The 15946-nt window shown below is 52.3% G+C and carries 17 protein-coding genes; 7 read left to right on the top strand and 10 right to left on the bottom strand.

All coding sequences use genetic code 11. The features are described 5' to 3' along the window. The first annotated feature begins 88 nt into the window (after positions 1-88). Positions 89-892 (top strand): N-acetylmuramoyl-L-alanine amidase family protein, encoded by an 804-nt coding sequence (locus MKY96_RS17115; RefSeq protein WP_340941858.1) that lies wholly within the window; start codon positions 89-91, stop codon positions 890-892. On the opposite strand, the gene MKY96_RS17120 is transcribed toward MKY96_RS17115, so the two are convergent. Further along, positions 879-1787, bottom strand: coding sequence for a divergent polysaccharide deacetylase family protein (locus MKY96_RS17120; RefSeq protein WP_340941859.1), 909 nt, complete (start codon positions 1785-1787; stop codon positions 879-881). The genes MKY96_RS17115 and MKY96_RS17120 overlap by 14 nt on opposite strands. 213 nt (positions 1788-2000) lie before the next feature. After that, positions 2001-2459 (bottom strand): MerR family transcriptional regulator, encoded by a 459-nt coding sequence (locus MKY96_RS17125; protein ID WP_340941862.1) that lies wholly within the window; start codon positions 2457-2459, stop codon positions 2001-2003. A 161-nt stretch (positions 2460-2620) separates the two neighbouring features. Here MKY96_RS17125 and MKY96_RS17130 point away from each other — a divergent pair, with 161 nt between their 5' ends. After that, entirely contained in the window at positions 2621-3481 is an 861-nt protein-coding gene (locus MKY96_RS17130) for an SDR family NAD(P)-dependent oxidoreductase (RefSeq protein ID WP_340941863.1), read from the top strand. A 116-nt stretch (positions 3482-3597) separates the two neighbouring features. On the opposite strand, the gene MKY96_RS17135 is transcribed toward MKY96_RS17130, so the two are convergent. Next, complete coding sequence (locus tag MKY96_RS17135; RefSeq protein ID WP_340941865.1) at positions 3598-4542, bottom strand: hypothetical protein; 945 nt, start codon at positions 4540-4542, stop codon at positions 3598-3600. Between the two features lie 273 nt (positions 4543-4815). On the opposite strand from MKY96_RS17135, the gene MKY96_RS17140 reads away from it, so the two are divergent. The 4 genes from MKY96_RS17140 (at position 4816) to MKY96_RS17155 (ending at position 7995) form a co-directional block, all read left to right on the top strand. Next, the gene (locus tag MKY96_RS17140) at positions 4816-5694 is read left to right on the top strand and encodes a YihY/virulence factor BrkB family protein (protein ID WP_340941867.1); all 879 of its coding nucleotides are present in this window, start codon (positions 4816-4818) and stop codon (positions 5692-5694) included. Next, positions 5691-6377: a DUF7002 family protein gene (locus MKY96_RS17145; RefSeq protein ID WP_340941869.1), complete on the top strand. Its 687-nt coding sequence runs from the start codon at positions 5691-5693 to the stop codon at positions 6375-6377. Before MKY96_RS17140 ends, MKY96_RS17145 begins: the two co-directional genes overlap by 4 nt. Positions 6378-6478: 101 nt before the next feature. Beyond that, positions 6479-6850, top strand: coding sequence for a PadR family transcriptional regulator (locus MKY96_RS17150; protein WP_340941871.1), 372 nt, complete (start codon positions 6479-6481; stop codon positions 6848-6850). Continuing rightward, on the top strand, positions 6847-7995 hold the full coding sequence (locus tag MKY96_RS17155; RefSeq protein ID WP_340941872.1) for a DUF2812 domain-containing protein: 1149 nt from the start codon (positions 6847-6849) through the stop codon (positions 7993-7995). Before MKY96_RS17150 ends, MKY96_RS17155 begins: the two co-directional genes overlap by 4 nt. A 90-nt stretch (positions 7996-8085) precedes the next feature. Here the strand turns inward: MKY96_RS17155 and MKY96_RS17160 are convergent, their stop codons facing one another. From MKY96_RS17160 to MKY96_RS17185, 6 genes are all read right to left on the bottom strand, one after another. Further along, positions 8086-8745 (bottom strand): GntR family transcriptional regulator, encoded by a 660-nt coding sequence (locus MKY96_RS17160; protein ID WP_076157574.1) that lies wholly within the window; start codon positions 8743-8745, stop codon positions 8086-8088. Between the two features lie 17 nt (positions 8746-8762). Continuing rightward, positions 8763-9446, bottom strand: a complete 684-nt coding sequence (locus MKY96_RS17165) for a hypothetical protein (RefSeq protein ID WP_340941873.1) — start codon at positions 9444-9446, stop codon at positions 8763-8765. 35 nt (positions 9447-9481) lie between these two features. After that, entirely contained in the window at positions 9482-11614 is a 2133-nt protein-coding gene (locus MKY96_RS17170; protein WP_340941875.1) for a hydantoinase/oxoprolinase family protein, read from the bottom strand. A gap of 33 nt (positions 11615-11647) precedes the next feature. Next, positions 11648-12994, bottom strand: coding sequence for a citrate transporter (locus MKY96_RS17175; RefSeq protein WP_083684870.1), 1347 nt, complete (start codon positions 12992-12994; stop codon positions 11648-11650). A 225-nt stretch (positions 12995-13219) separates the two neighbouring features. Next, positions 13220-13606, bottom strand: a complete 387-nt coding sequence (locus MKY96_RS17180; RefSeq protein ID WP_340941877.1) for a hypothetical protein — start codon at positions 13604-13606, stop codon at positions 13220-13222. Between the two features lie 136 nt (positions 13607-13742). Beyond that, a complete protein-coding gene (locus tag MKY96_RS17185) occupies positions 13743-14648 on the bottom strand; it encodes a ketopantoate reductase family protein (RefSeq protein WP_340941879.1) in 906 nt (301 codons plus the stop codon). A 145-nt stretch (positions 14649-14793) separates the two neighbouring features. Here MKY96_RS17185 and MKY96_RS17190 point away from each other — a divergent pair, with 145 nt between their 5' ends. Beyond that, positions 14794-15348 (top strand): TetR/AcrR family transcriptional regulator, encoded by a 555-nt coding sequence (locus tag MKY96_RS17190; protein WP_340941881.1) that lies wholly within the window; start codon positions 14794-14796, stop codon positions 15346-15348. On the opposite strand, the gene MKY96_RS17195 is transcribed toward MKY96_RS17190, so the two are convergent. Then, positions 15335-15943: a CPBP family intramembrane glutamic endopeptidase gene (locus tag MKY96_RS17195; RefSeq protein WP_340941883.1), complete on the bottom strand. Its 609-nt coding sequence runs from the start codon at positions 15941-15943 to the stop codon at positions 15335-15337. The two genes, MKY96_RS17190 and MKY96_RS17195, sit on opposite strands and share 14 nt — an antisense overlap. Positions 15944-15946: the final 3 nt, after the last annotated feature.

A 15946-nucleotide genomic window follows, 5' to 3' on the forward strand; every position in this document is an offset into this window, starting at 1 on the left:
TTAAGGCACAATCTAACAAGACTACACCTGTATAAACCGTCATTAAGTACAAGTAGCTGTTGATTATTCCGGCAGGGAGGTTATTCACATGAGACAATCGGAAGCTTTGGAGCCCTATAGCGCTACACAGTCCCACCGTTCAAAAGAGCAGCCCCGGACGAGATCCCGGCGGCAGCTGCAGCGGATTATTGCCGCAGCAAGCATTCTGCTCCTGCTTACAACAGGCGACCCCGCAGAGATCCATGCGGCTGCCCCCCGTACTGATCCGCAGGCTGAGCAGCCCGGACAGCGCCAGCATATGCTCGGCCATGACCAGCGGATCATTCTGATCGATGCCGGCCATGGGGGGATTGACGGCGGAACCTCCTACGGCAACATTCTGGAGAAGGACATCACCCTCGCCATCTCACGCCGCCTCTTTCTCCTGCTGCGTGCGGACGGCTTCGATACCATCCTGAACCGGACCGGCGATTATGCACCCAGCGATGAGAATCTGTGGCTGAGAAGCAGATCCCGGCATTTGCGCGATCTGGCCCAGCGCAAGGAGCTGGCAGAGACGCTTCCGGCTAATGTAGTCGTCAGCATCCATATTAACTGGGCGAAATCGCCGTCCAAGCATGGTCCGCTCGTCCTGTACCGCCAGGAAGGGCGCAGCTTCCTGCTGGCGCGGACCATTCAGGATCAGCTCAACCAGCTCTACAGGATGAAGAATGATCCTGTCCGGGGCAAGCCCTTTTACCTGCTCAACAAAATAACCGCCACAACGGTGATCGTTGAGGCGGGATTTGTCAGCAGTCCGGCTGACCGCGAGAAGCTCTGTACACCAAAGGGTCAGGAAGAGATCGCCGAAGCCATTGCGAACGGGATTGCTGCCTACCTTATGGAAGTGTAAGCCGGGAATTCCACTTCCATTCCTCGCGGACCAGATCGGAAATGCCGACGAATTGCACCTTGTCCTTCATTCCGGCAATGCCGCTGCGGATGCCCGCGGCGGTCTCTTTGCCCTGGATGCCGACATGACCGATGGTAACGCAGAACTTGTGGCTCAAGGCCCGCTCCTGCACCAGCTTCATCTGCTTCGCCACATGGCTTGCCGAATGCACATCATCCAGGAAAATATGATTCTCCACCGGCGGCATTCCCAGCTCCCGGGCCATCCGTCCCGCGACTGAACGGTAATTGGTATGGCTGTCTACGAAGAATAGACCGCGCTCCTTGCAGACCTCCAGCACAATACCCATGACCCGTTCATCTCCGGTCACCTTGGAGCCCATATGATTGTTGATGCCGATCGCGTAAGGCACATTATCAAGTGCAGCCTCCACCCGCCCCCGGACTTCGGCATCACTCATGCTTGTAAGCACGGCCCCCGGTCCCAGCCATTCCGCTTTGCCCTGACGCGGCTCCATCGGCAGATGGACCAGCACATCGAAGCCCAGCTCATGGGCGCGCCGGGCATCCTGCTCGCTGGAGCGCAGGAATGGCATGACTGCGACGGTGATTTTGACGGGCAGCTTGAACATTTCCTCTGTCCCGCGCATGCTGTTGCCGAAATCATCGATAATGACCGCCACACGGCTGGGCGCCTGCTGCTGATTCCCGGCTGTCCGGTTGCCCGATGCGCTGCTCCCTCTGCTATCCACAGGTGCGGGTGCTGAAACTGCCTTGTCTGGCGATGCAGCAGACACTGCATGCGGACCTGACGGGATCAGCGCCGCCGACATAATCACAGCTGCGGCCAAGGGATATAGAAGAACACACTTCACTCTGTGGTTGTTTATTTTCATGATGGAACACCTCCTTCGTGATTCAACAATTGTTCTCATTGTTTGGCTCACGAAGGTTAAATATGTACAGAGTCTTAACGCAATTATTAACAATGGGATGTGAATACGGCACGGGCGGCCCTGTCGGCATCTATGCCATTCCTCCGGCTCCGCGCCTGTCAGCGTCAAGCATAGCCTTCAGCACCTGAATCCCCTCCTGCTTCGCATTAACCCTCACGCTTTAGCTTTAGCTTTGGCTTTACGTCCTCTTGGCATCTGCTTGCGGTCTCCGGTCAGCTCGCAGGTCTGCGGGCCCAGCGTTCCCTGCTCTATTTTGACATCAATGAAGTCTACAATCTGCTGCAGTGAAGCGATCTGCTCCAGGATCTTGCTTCTGTGATTACGGATCATCTCATGCAGCTCGGGATAGCCGGACAAGTCCGTGTCGAGTGACAGATTCAGATAGGGCCGCATATCGTCGAGTGACATCCCTGTTTTTTTGAGACAGGAGATCATCTGCATCATCTCCAGATCCGCATCGCTATAAATGCGGTGGCTGTTCCCCTTGCGCTTCGCCCGGGGCAGCAGTCCTATCTTCTCGTAGTACCGTATCGTATCCTCCGGCATTCCGGTCCGCTCCGCCGTTTCCTTAATCGAATATCCCTGCGCAAGATCCGCTTCCGCCAGACTCATAGAACCACTCCCTCTCTACTTGCTCTAAAAGTTCCTTCGTACCATTGTATAACCTGGAGTCAGCTCCAAGTCAACGGTTAATTCCGGCACTTGACTTGGACTCAGCTCCAAGTTATAGAATGGACACCATTCACCTAATCAAATCCGAAGGAGCAATTATAATGAACATAACGCATCCCCCTCGCACAGCGCTGATCACTGGAGCAAATCATGGCATCGGACTGGCCTTGACCCGCCGGATGCTGGACGAAGGCTGGGAGGTGCTCGCACTGATCCGCTCAGCTTTTGCTGAAGATGACCCGCTCATCGGGCAGGCGCTCAGCAGCGGGCAGCTAAGAATCTATAAGGCTGATTTAAGCGATTTCGGCCAATTACGGAGTGCCTTGCAGGATATTAACCGCCACGAAGCGCACCTTGACCTCCTGTTCAATAATGCCGGGGGCAGCTTCCCCGAGTTACTCTTGTCCAAGCAAGGGCGTGAGCTGCATTATGAGCTGCAGACGGTGGTTCCGTACATCATTACGATGGAGCTGAAGCCGCTCCTGCTGCAAGGCACGCTCCGCACGGTCGTGAATACGTCCTCTAATGCTTTTATGATGAAGCGCAGCTTCGACCCGGCTTCACTGGAGCATCCGGCGAAATTTCAGATGCTGACCGGCCCGTATGCCGACACCAAGCGCGCCATGTCCTTGTGGACGGAGGCGGTAGCCCCGGCGCTTGCAGCCGAAGGCATCCTGATCCGGAGCGCCGATCCCGGCGGCAACAATACCCTTCGCAGCGGCAAAAAATCCGGTATCCCGCTGTGGTTAAAACCCATTACGCGCCTGTTCTTCCCGGAGCCTACCCATGGAGCAGGCCTGCTGTATCAGGCGGCTCTGGGTGAACACAGCGGCAAGTCCGGTGTCTTCCTGATCAAGAATCAGGTACGACCGCTGAAATTCACAGAGCATTGCAGCCGTATCCTGAAGGACGTACAGGCCATTTACGAGCAGGAATTTGTTCAAACGGATAGAGCACAGTAACGGCTTCTGTCTGCTGCCTTTGCAAGCATCCGGTACGAAATCAAGCCACAGCCCCTCCATCCGGAGAGCTGTGGCTTAACATGCGCTGCATTATTTTTTTAAGGTAAATTCAATTCCTAGTCAGTCCCCGGCAGCTCCGCTATTCGTCCGAATTCCCGCAGCAGCCGCAAATTCTCAATCACGATATGTGCCTTCCACCAATTCTCACTGACAGCATACTCGCGTTCATATCCTTCCCAGCTCCAGGTCAGCTCCCAGACGCCTGCGGCATTTCGGGTCTCCAGCAGATAATCCAGCTCCTGGTGCAGCAGCCCGCCGAGTTCAGCGTATCCGGGACTATGCGGCGAATGGATGAACGCTGACGGTCTGCAGCCATACCCGCTCCAATTCCCCTCATCGCGGCTGATCAGCCGTGCGCTCTGTTCTTTGAAGGATTTGTGCAACTCCACATAGGGGAAGTGCTCCTGCAGCCCGGCCCAGGTGATGTAATGCAGCAGCGTATCCACACATTTCAGCGGGTGCATCTCAATAGCTGGATCACGCAGGAAAAGCTCCGTCAGCTCACGGGCAATCCCTAGTCCGGTGGCATACAGCCCGCTATCCTTCGGAGCAGCCTTCAGAATGAATCCGGCCAGAATAGCTGTCGGGTTATACATACTGCGGGAAGTACTGTCCGAGCTTGTATGCCACCAGGGGCCATGAGGATAATCATTATTGGAAGCTACGACATTCCTCCACGTTCGGCCATCCATATCCGCACCGCTGTCCAGGTATTTCAGAATTCCCTCCACCAGCGGATGCCCGGCATCTGCGAATTCCAGCTCCAGCAGCCTTTCTACCGCCGTAGCGGTCTGGATGGGCGTGGAATGCGGATTCCACGCGTCTGCTTCCAGGGCATGGCCGAAGCCCCCATCCTCATTCTGGTAGGCGGACAGCGCTTCCAGTACCGGCGCAGACCCGCCGCCCTCAAAGTGAAATCTCCATCTCGCCAGGTCCAGCGGACGGGCATTGCGGTACATCCAGCGCCTGATTCCTTCGAAATCTTCCAGCAGCAGCTTCATGGGCAATCTCCTTATAGTAGGTTTGATAATGTACTTTAACCGACAGACCTTAGCAGCCTTGGGTAGTTATCTTTACTACTATTCTAAGAGTTTTCCAGTATAATACAAGTGAATTTCCTGCTTGAATTTTCACTGTTCAAAATCCATCGAATCCCCGTATGGTACAATAAAACTAAGCTTAACGGACTAAAGGATATTTTAACGGGTATACATATATATGGAACGATTTGGCTGCCACGTCAGTCTATCCGGCAATTCATGAAGGAGGGTCTTATGAACAGCACTTCAGGCAGTAGAAGAGGCACTTTCAAGTTCATCAAGCAGCTATGGGTGAAAATCAACGACGATGATGTCCAGGGCATCGCTGCGCAGCTGACCTATTATTTAATCCTGTCCCTGTTTCCTTTTCTGATCTTCATCATGACCCTGATCGGGTATGCGAATATCTCCCTGGAGAAAAATATAGAGCAGCTGGAGCAGATCATGCCCGCCGAAGCCATCTCTATCATAGAAGAGATTCTGCAGGATGTATCCGCCGGACGCAGCCAGACACTGTTGTCCTTCGGGATGCTGGCTACCCTTTGGGCCGCCTCCAAAGGAATCAATGCCATCATCAAGGGGCTGAACCGTGCCTACGAGATTGACGAGAGCAGAGTGTTCTGGAAAATCCGGGGGATCGCCCTGCTCGCTACCTTGACGATCGGGTTCGTCGTACTGCTCAGCATTCTGCTATTGGTCCTTGGCAGCTGGCTCAAGACGCAAGTCTTCCTGCTGGTTGACCTTCCCTATGGATTCCAAAAGCTCTGGGATCTGCTGCAATACCTGGTTCCGCTGCTCGTGATGTTCATCGTCTTTACCCTGCTGTACTGGATCGCTCCCAGCCGGAGACTGGCGCTGCGGGAGGTTATGCCTGGGGCGTTGTTCACCACCATCGGCTGGATTACGACCTCGATCCTGTTCTCGGTATACGTCAATCAATTCAGTGATTTCTCCAAAACCTACGGCAGTCTCGGGGGCGTAACAGTGCTGCTAATCTGGCTGTATATCAGCTCATTTATCATCCTGGCCGGAGGCGAGATCAATGCCGTGCTGCTGAACCGCAAGGTGAAGAGTATGCCCTTCAGCTCCTTCAAAGGGCAGAAGCTCCCATGAACCCCTCCCGGATTGACGCCATGACCAAAAGCCCGCTCCGCACCTCCTTCTATCATTTCACCCGGGCAGTGAATCTGCCCGCCATGGCTGCCCTTGACACCATCTATTCCTCTGCCGTGCTGAGTCCCGCCCATGCAGCCGGAGAGCGGCGTACTGCTGCGCACCGGGTAAGCTACGCCGGGCAAGCCGCGATTCTGAATGCCCATCTGCGTGTTGCGCCTGAGGCGATGGCTCCGGGGACAACGGCGGAGGAATTCCGCCGCTGCCTGGACCGCCATGTGTTCCTGTGGCCGACCTGGCGCGATTGCCTCGCAATGGCTGCAATGTATTCGCGCAGAGAGCCGGGCGAGGTCTTCGCTGTGCTGAAGCTCGATGCCCGCAGCGTCCTGGCGGGTCACTACACCCGCATCAGGCTGTCCAAATACGATTCCGGCAGTTCCCCCAGGTTCCCGCACCGCATGTCATACCGCAAGAGCTGCGCAATGCTGCTTCCCCTAGCCGAATTCATGTCCTCCACCGGACAAGCTATACCCGTCAAGCCGTCCGACATCAAGGAGGTGCTCGTTGAGGACAAGCTGGCCCCGCTCAGCCAGTATCTACAGACGGTCTACTGTTCACAGCCCCAGCTTGTACCTGAGCTCTGGCAGCCAATGTGTCAGCCCCTGCTTCTTACGCCAATGTAACTCTGCTGCCTCAGCTCGCTCACTTATCGTTGAATAATATGTCGCAACGTGATATAGTCATGATATGACATAGTCACAGCATGACATATCCTCTTATAGCTATGACTTGGCACAACGAATTGACGAAGCAGGTGAACGCGGTGTCCGCAGCACAAAAGGTTCTAAAAAAGTACGTCCCCATGACCGAAACGGCCTTCTATATTCTGTTGTCCTTAACCAAGCCGCGCCATGGATACGGAATCATCAAGCATGTGGATGATCTGTCGGAAGGACGGCTGCGGCTGGGCTCCGGTACGGTGTATGGAACCTTGACCAAGATGAATAAGGATGGGCTAATTACCGTATTTGCCGATGAAGAGAGAAAGACGGTGTACGAGGTGTCTGAGCTGGGGAAGGAAGTCATGCGCGCAGAAATCGGCAGATTAAAGGAACTTCACCGCAACGCCGTCACCAGTGAGGAGGAATTTCAATGAGAACTGTATTTCGGCCCTTTTGGAGCTACGATCTGCCGGGGACAGAAGCCTGGTTGGCCGATATGGCCGGCAGGGGATGGCGTCTGGAGGAATGGAGCTTACTGCTGCGGCGCTTTACCTTCCGGCAGGCTGAGCCCGCCTTGCTAACTTATCAGCTGGCTTATCATTCATCCAAGCATTCATCCATGTCTCCTTATCTGTCCGCAGAGGGATGGAGCAGGAGGCTACAGCAAGGAAAGTGGAGCCTGTACGAGAATGACCGGTCCCCGTCACAGATTAGCGCCTATCCTTCACGTAAGGATGTCCTGAGGCGTAACCGCATCATCTCCTATCTTTTCATGGGAATCCTGGTGTATTTGCTGCTCATAGCACTTATTCCACTGCTTGTACTAGGGCTCACCTTCAATCAGGACACTCCAGTCCGCATTCAGCCAAGCCCGATGTGGGCTGTTACCTGGACCGCAGCAGCGGGAGCCCTGGCCCTGCTTGTTCTTGCAATCTACTCCATGGTGAAGCTCCGGGCTGCCAGTAAGGTATTTCTATTGGATCATCAGGACCTGAAGCAGCCCTCCAGACCGCAGAAGCCCGCCGGCACTACGATGGCGCGGATGAAGTTAGGCTGGATGTATGCCCCTGACCGGCTGGAGCAATGGCTGGAGGAGCAGGAGCTGCACGGCTGGAATCTCTATAAAGTAGGCTTCGGAGGAACGTTGTTCCATTTCAGCAAGGGCCGTCCGCGCCGTATGAAATATCACGCTGACTATCAGGTCGTTGCGGGTGAAGGGTATTTCGAGCTGCATCAGGAGGCAGGCTGGACCAGGCTCTACAGTTCTCCCTTCTCTCTGCAGAAATGGACCCTGTGGAGCCGGGAGAACCCGGAGCATGCCGAATACCCGGAGCTCTACAGCGATCCGTTACACCGCCTGAAGCACGCACGTAAAATCGCCATCAGCTATACCCTGCTGTTCCTGCCCATGATCCTACTCTACAGCCTGAATGTGTCGGCCTTCATAGATAGCATCCTGCGGGATGAATTTACCACTTCCCAGGCGTGGAACACTTCAATTATGTTCCTTTCCATTCTGCTCTTCGGCTCGTTCGCGGGCAGAACCTGGCTATATTACCGGCGGCTCAAGCAGCAATAGGATTTCTTATATTTTAACAAAAAGGCGTATCTCGGAAGTCCTCTCCATAGAGCGGAACTTTCGGATACGCCTCTTTAATCTTGTGTACATTTAGAAGAATTGCGGGTATTGCTTCGACATGCTCTGGACCCGGTCCAGCAGCGTATTGGAATGCTCCATCACGACCTTGCGCATTCCTTCCACATCCCGCTTGCGGGTAGCCGCCACCATCTTCACATGCTTATCGATATCGGATGGCTGGACCCCCTCCATCTTCCCGTAGAGCAGACGGATACGGTTATAATGGGACGCTACCTCTTCGATGGTGAACCAGGACAATTCTTCTCCGGCCGTCTGGAAGATCAGCTGATGGAACCGGTTGTCCTTAATATAGAATTCTCTAAAGTATTTCTTGTCCATGTATTTCTTCTGCTTATTAATCAGTTCCTGCATCGTATCTGCTACCAGCTCGCTGCACTTGCGGATGAATTCATCGATCACCGCAGATTCCAGCGAGGTGCGGATGAACCACTCCTCACGTACCCGTTGCAGATCGATCTTCGAGACTACCGTTTTGCGCTGCGGATATATTTCCACCAGTCCTGACTGTTGAAGGCGGACGACAGCTTCCCGCACCGGCGTCCGGCTGACGCCATAGCGTTCAGACAGCTTCTGCACACTGACATCCATTCCCGGCTCGAGCGTCATATTCATGATGTCTTCTTTTATTCTATTATAAGTTACATCATTCAGTGAATTACTGTTATTCATAATCTTCAACGGCTTCCCTACACCTTCCCTGAACTCACTCCTAGTACATCACGGGTTATTGTCTCCGCACTGGCCGGGTCGTAGGCATAATACAACAGAACATCCAGAATAAACGGCGAGTACCGCAGTCTGTTCAGCTCCTGTGTAAAAGCCATGGCTCCAACCTCACTTAAGGTGCGTATTGTAGAATAATTCTTCAGGCCCAGCAGCTTCCATAGCAGAATGCGCTCGGTCCGGGTGTATATTTCCTGTGCAAACCGGTCTTCTACAAAATGATAAATTTCGTGGCCAAGGATAGTATTCATTATACCAGCTTGCGGAAAAAGTTCAACTAGACCAGGACCCGCCTCCCGCACCTGCTCCGCCGCTCTGCGCAAGGGTTCTTCCATGATTTCGATCCGGTCCGGAGGGGTATAGGAGGCGAACAGCACACGCTTGCCGGTCATGAGCGCATCCTTGAATTCCAGCTTCAGGTTCATCCGCCCGGCAAGCACCCGGACATCTCGGGTTCCATATTCAAGTATCATCCGCTGTGCATATTCTATGCCGCAGGCTCTGGCCTGCTTCAGCATTTCCCGCTTCGTCTCCGGCGGAATACGCCGGTTCAGGATGTCTCTCCTGAAGGCATACATTCCCCAAGCCTCATCGTCAACCTCCAGCAATGGATACAGCAGCTCTCCCAGCTTCGTCTGTACTTGCATACGTCCTCCTGTCTACACGCTCTTCCGCGCGGCTCTTAACTCTGCTTGATATTGGCCGCCACGACAATAACCTCCGTGTCCGGCTCGAACGTGGATACCTCGATGTCCATCAGCAGCTCTAGCTGTTCGAAGTCAGAGGCTGTAAAGTCCATCACACGTGCGCCGATACACAGGTAAAAGTCAGGTCTTGCAATCAGCTCCGTCTGATACACAGCCATTGCCTCCCACAACTGCTTCACTGCGCTCAGATAGTCCCCGGCTGTTGTCTTCAACGCCATAGCCCGGCCTCTCTGCACTTTGATGAAGCCTTTGGTATCCAGGATACGGACTGCCCCGGCTTCACCGGCTTTATCCATCTTTTCGCCGAAAATACTGACATATCTAGTCTTCTGCAGCAGCTCCGTCCGCTCCACAGGGATGCGCATATCCTGGGCAGCCAGCTCCCGCAGCTCCGCCTCATCACATTCCTTCAGCAGCTCAGTCGTCTTCACCTCGGTGGAACCGGTAGCAATCGCTGTCACCTTGGAGGTCTGCGGATCAATATCGATATGAATCTCGATGCTCTCCGGGGTCGCTCCGCTCTGGATGGCCTTGTTCAAGGCTTCCATCTTCAGGGCGGCAATCACTTCCTTGGACGGGGACGGAATAATCCGCTCCACCACATCCCGGACCATCGACAGGGCGACACCTATCGAAGAGATCACCTCGGCATTCTCGGGGATGCTGTATTTCAGGCCCATTTTCTCCGAAAAATAGACAATCAGCGAAGCCGCTCCGCCGCCCACGCCGACGAGAGAGATCTGATCCTTCTCCAGCTTGTATTTCTCAGCCAGTGCCAGAATGATCGGCTCGATCTTGGCATAGGCCTTCTCCATAATCTGCTTGGCGATATCCTCTACCGTTGTTCCGCAATAATCCGCCAGTGCCTGTATCGCCCTTCTGGCCGCTTCCACATTCCCGTAGGAGAAATGCTCCGGCTTCACCAGTCCCAGCACATTCGCCGCGCAGGAGTTCGTGATCGTCACCCGCTCCCCGTTCTCCAGCCGGATGGCCACATAATCAGCAGGATCACCCGGCTTCGGAGAAAAGAATTCGACCTGTGCTCCCTTGATCTGATCCGGATCGGTGAATACCGAATAATCCAGTCCGCCGATATGCGCCGATCTTGGTCCGACATCGACCACTCCGCTCTTGTTCGCCCGGATCATGGACCCGCCGGCCACGCCGAGCACCCGTACATCCAGGGAATTGACATAGGTCGGATGACCGCCGACGATGGAATAGTCGATGGCCGGGCGGCCGTTTTTGATCACACCGATATTGGTAGTCGTGCCGCCGACCTCGAAGTACACCCCGTTCGACGCTCTCAGATACATCAGTGAGCCCATGACCGAAGCCGCCGGTCCCGACAGCATCGTCAGCACAGGCCGTTTCTTCATCTCACTGATCTCCATGACGCCGCCGTCGCCTCTCATGATCATCAGCGGAACATGGACCCCGGCCTCCCGCACAGACTTCTCTGTGGAATTGGCGGTATCCAGCATCTTCGGCAGAATGCTTGCATTAATCGCCGCCGTCCGCGTTCTGCGGGTCAGCCCGTATAATTTGGTGATGTCGGAGGCCATGGTGGTCGGCATGCCTTTTTTCTCTGCTTCTATATAGACCAGTTCCTCGGGCCGCCCGTTATCTACGCCAAAAGCCATCGAAGGCACAATCACCTGCGCCCCCTGCTGCTTCAATTCATCGATGACCGTCAGCACGGAAGCTTCAGACATTTTTTTAACATTAAGAAAGCTATTGTAGATCTTGATCTCCTTGCCGTTGCCCAGGTCGATATTCTGAAGCCGGGTCTGACGCTTGGCGAGCCAGCCTTCCAGACCGCCCTTCGCCAGGCCAATGATGCCCACCTGGGCAATATCGCCCTCGATCAGCGCATTCGTTGCCTGCGTGGTACTGTGGGCCACGAACACTACATCCTCCGGACGGATATTATTCTCCTCCAGGCAATTCATGAAGCATTTCACCACGCCTGCGGCTACGCCTGTGGCATGATCATGCGTCGTCTTCACGGATGATTTCCCGATAATCTCATGTGTGGCGTTGTCAATCGCAACTGCCTTGGTATGGGTTCCCCCCACATCGATACCCATTCTAACCATTGTACTCATATGATTTCTCCGTTTCTCTTCATTAATATAGTGCTACACCAAATTGCCGTACATGAAGAACACAACCGCGCAGAGAATAATCCCGATGATCCAGCCGGTAGGAATCGACATCTTCATATATTCCTTGGCCGGAACCTTCGTATAGCCGAAGCCCCAGGCCACCCAGGACTGTGTAACGTCCAAATGCTGCGGTGCTACTGTAGTAATGGCGAACAGCGGATAGAGGAATTGTACCGGCCAGGCTGCGGTTGCCACCACGACGGCCAGGATGGCCGAACCCGAACCGACAAGGTTCATCGGGCCGCGGAAGAAGCCTAGCGGTGTCAGGATTGCAAATACAATACATAAGAGCAGCGCGGTCTGGGGCATCGCGCCGTCCAGCAGGGTTTTGAAATAAGGGGAAGCATAGGTGGCCGCATTGTTGAACATGGACAGCGTGAGCAGGAACCCGATCATCGGTGCTACATCTATGGCTCCGTCCGCGAACTGCTTCGACAGCATTCTGCAAACGCTTGCAAAACCGCCCTTCAGCTTACCGCAGGTCAACAGGGCGAACAAGGCGGCGAAGATAAATCCAAAAATGATCGGAACCTTGAGCACCACCACACCTACTACCGGCAGAATGATTGAGATCCAGGAGATAGCAGGTGCATCTACAGTAGCTCCGCTATCCGGTGTTGCCGCCCAGGCCCGGGAGAGCTTCCGGTTCATCATCACATTAGATACCACCAGAACCACGATCAAGGATACAGCCATCGCAATCATGCCAAATTTGAAATATGTATTGTAGTCGTAGCTGGCATAACTCTCATTGGCTGTGGCAAAAATCGCCTGATATTGCTTAAAGTTCACAATGTTCCCGAAAATCCCCGCCATGATCGAGCCCATGAAGGAGAACAAGGCAATCGGTGAAGGAATCCCGAGCGACAGCATGATCGGCAGCACGATGACCGCAATGGAGATTACCGGGCCGATACCGGTCATGGATGTGAAGATTACAGCGGTAACGATACACAGCAGAGACATGGTGATTCTGGGTTTGTCTCCCCCAAGCTCTACAACCTTACGAATCAGGGTAGCGGCAATCCCGGTGTCGATCAGGACTCTTCCGAAGAAGGCGCCGAAGAAAATATTAACCAGGATCGCCTTCCCGTAATTCTCCGGCCCTGTCTGGAATACGTTGGTAAGGACATCAATGAAAGTCTTGCCCTCCATCACGGAGGTAGGATGAATGCTATTTCCGATCAGGGCAATCGAGGTCCACAGCACCGACATGACGAAGAAGCCAACCATGAGGTTATACCCCTTGACGCAATACCACACCAATCCAAAAAACGATAAGACCATAATGAAACCGATTACAACATTAGCCACATCCACAAAATAACCTCCTGAAGTAGGATAAATGAGTTAACATGCTAACATGCTATTCATATATACTGACATGTTAGTTTGCTACGTGAAAATATTAACATGATCAATCTTCAGGCGTCAATACCCTTCTGCACGTTATTTCAGGGGATTTTGAGAGGGCTGTACACAGCAAAAAAACAGAGGCTGCAGGTGATTACCATCCTGTGCCTCTGTTGATTTCCCTATACCTCTTTAGTTATCATTCTTCAACACCTGGTCACGATACCGCTGAAATTGCTCCCAGGATTGCTCCGCTTGCTCAGGCTGCTCAAAATCGATATAGCCGGAATCCGATGTATCCAGCGCATAAGCTTCAAGTGTCTCACAGACCAGCTGGATCGTCTCCATCACTGCTCCCCCGCCCCGGACATGCAGCATGATGGAATTCACGAGCTCCTCATCGCCTGTGTTGAACTCGATCGAATACCCCTCGCCCTCAAGGAAGCCCCAAGCCTTATCCCGGTAATCCAGGTTCGGTATACGGCGGGTCAGCTTCTCAATGATTTCATCACGTTGTCCCAGGGGAGGCATTGGGGGCTGTTCTTCCTCCGGCGCTTCAAAATCGTATTTCTCTTTCATGATAAATACATCCCAGCTCATCATTGCTCACTCCTTGGTTAAGATTGAGGCAGAATTAGTAGTACAGACTGCAGCGATGTAATACATTTAACCCTTTTTTGCAGGTTTTAATTGCTCAGATTACAATTATCCGGTATCAGCCGTTCTGCATAGTTAAAAATTTCGTTAGATCATTCTCTAGCTGAACAACCTCCTGATTCGCAGCATTCGCATAATCCGGCAGCAGCATATCCTTAACCATGTTCGTGCGCAGCCATGCAATGAAGAGAAGATCAAGCATGAAGCTTGGGAGTTTAGGGACTATTTTAAAGAAAGGCGGATCAACGGCAACACCTGCTTTGCGGATTGCCTTTAGATACGCTTTTAAAGTAACTGTTATTTGGCGTGCCGTCTGTCTGGTTCCGGGTGTTACAGGGTCAGTCATCCGATGCCCGGAATACAAACCGCCCAGCAGCGCAATGTCTGATACAGAATGTGTGATTAGATACGCCTGCATATTCTTTTTTATAGCGTAGGGAAGCTTGGCGGCTTGAAATACTTGTGAGAGCTTTACGATGCGCTGCGTCACTGCGCCGTTCATTTCTCCAAAGGTGGTAGCCACTAGAAGCTTGGGCATGAACCGGGCGTACAGGACCCCATCTTTGATCTGTCCGCCGAAGCCGGGAAAAGCCGGCAGGAGCCGATCCCCGACAATCCTCCGCCACGAAGAAAATCCAATGGAGCTATTGGTCATCGTAACAATATTCGGGCTTTGATTATCCTTAAGCGCGAGCAACGCTGACTCGGCCCGGTCATAACGGACGGTAACGAAAATAAAATCGAATATATCGTCATTTTCGAGCGTATCCATGACCTTCACCGGAATCGTTCTGACTGTACCTTTGTCATTATATTGCAGACCTTTTTCTTGTAAGGCTCTGAATCTGTCCGAACGTGCAAACAGGCTAACGTCAAACCCGGCTTCCATAAACTTCATTGCATAGATGCTTCCGATGACACCTGCACCGAAAATTAAAATTCTGTTTTGTTTTACTGCTGACATTTTACCACCCCGCTGATTCATATTTCCGTGTAATCATCCAACAACATGTTGTATGATGTGATCATAAAGCTTTAGGATTCCTTGATCAATCATCAGTTTTTTAAAATCTGTCGGATGATATCTTATACGACAGCAGGAGGGACACATGAAGAAGCAGCCTCAAATCACAGAGAAAACTAAACAAAGGTTTATAGAAGTTTTTTGTGAGCTATACAGCCAAAAGCCGGTTGAGAAAATTTCCATTCAGGAAATCGCCAACCGGTCAGGGTATAACCGCAGTACCTTTTATCAATACTTTACTGACATTTACGAATTGCTGGATGCTGTGGAAAATAACTTGCTCCATGACATCAAAGCAGAATTAGCCGGTAAAGAGCTGTCGGTGCATTCGGTTCAGGATGCGCTCTCTTGTCTGGACAAAAAAGAACATCTCCTGGCGCTCCATGCCCTTCTGGGCGATTATGGAAGCCCGCATTTCTTAGCACGCTTGAAAAAAGAAATTCCCATGGAGCAATTGCTAAGCCTTCCGCAAAACCACTCCTTAACACCGTACTTCATTGAGTTTTATCTGACGACCACCCTTTCTTTATTTCGTCTTTGGCTTCAAAGAGATAAGGATGTACCCCCAGAAGAATTCATCCAGTTAGCGGAGAATTTATATTCAAGCGGAAATACGGCTTATACTACTAAAACAAGTTAAACATCATCATCATCGCCGTAAATAAATTGGCCAATCCATGCATAATCCAGCTTGGAACAATCGATCCTCCTGCTAGTTTCTCGTTTATGTAACCCATAAACCAGCCAATTACAGCAGTGAATAGTGTGATGATTAAGGCATTTAAACATCCGGCATGTGAAAAAAACATAGCTCCGTGCAAACAGCCGAACAATGCCGCCTGAACCGAGTTCCCTGCCGTAAATCCAACCGCAGAAATCAACCTTTTTCCGATAAACCCCCGGAATACTATCTCTTCAGACAAACCAGTTTGTACAAAAGCATAAAATAAAGCAGCCGCTATACCTGCAACGCCTACGCCATCAAATTGTGATGCAGCAACGTCGGACCCATTGGTAAAAAACAACATGATTACCCATCCAAGCGACAAGAACAAAAGGAGCCCTGAGAAAAACAGGATGAAAAATAGATTTTTCTTTTTTATTTCAGGAGCTTTTAAGCCGATCCAGCTCCAAAAAGACTGCTTCTTTCTTGCGAATATTAACCAACAAACCAGAGGTATAAAGCTAAATAGGATTAATTGTATAAGGGATGACACCATCATTGAAACAGTCATATA

Source organism: Paenibacillus sp. FSL R7-0302 (assembly GCF_038006885.1).
Lineage (GTDB): Bacteria > Bacillota > Bacilli > Paenibacillales > Paenibacillaceae > Paenibacillus_AQ.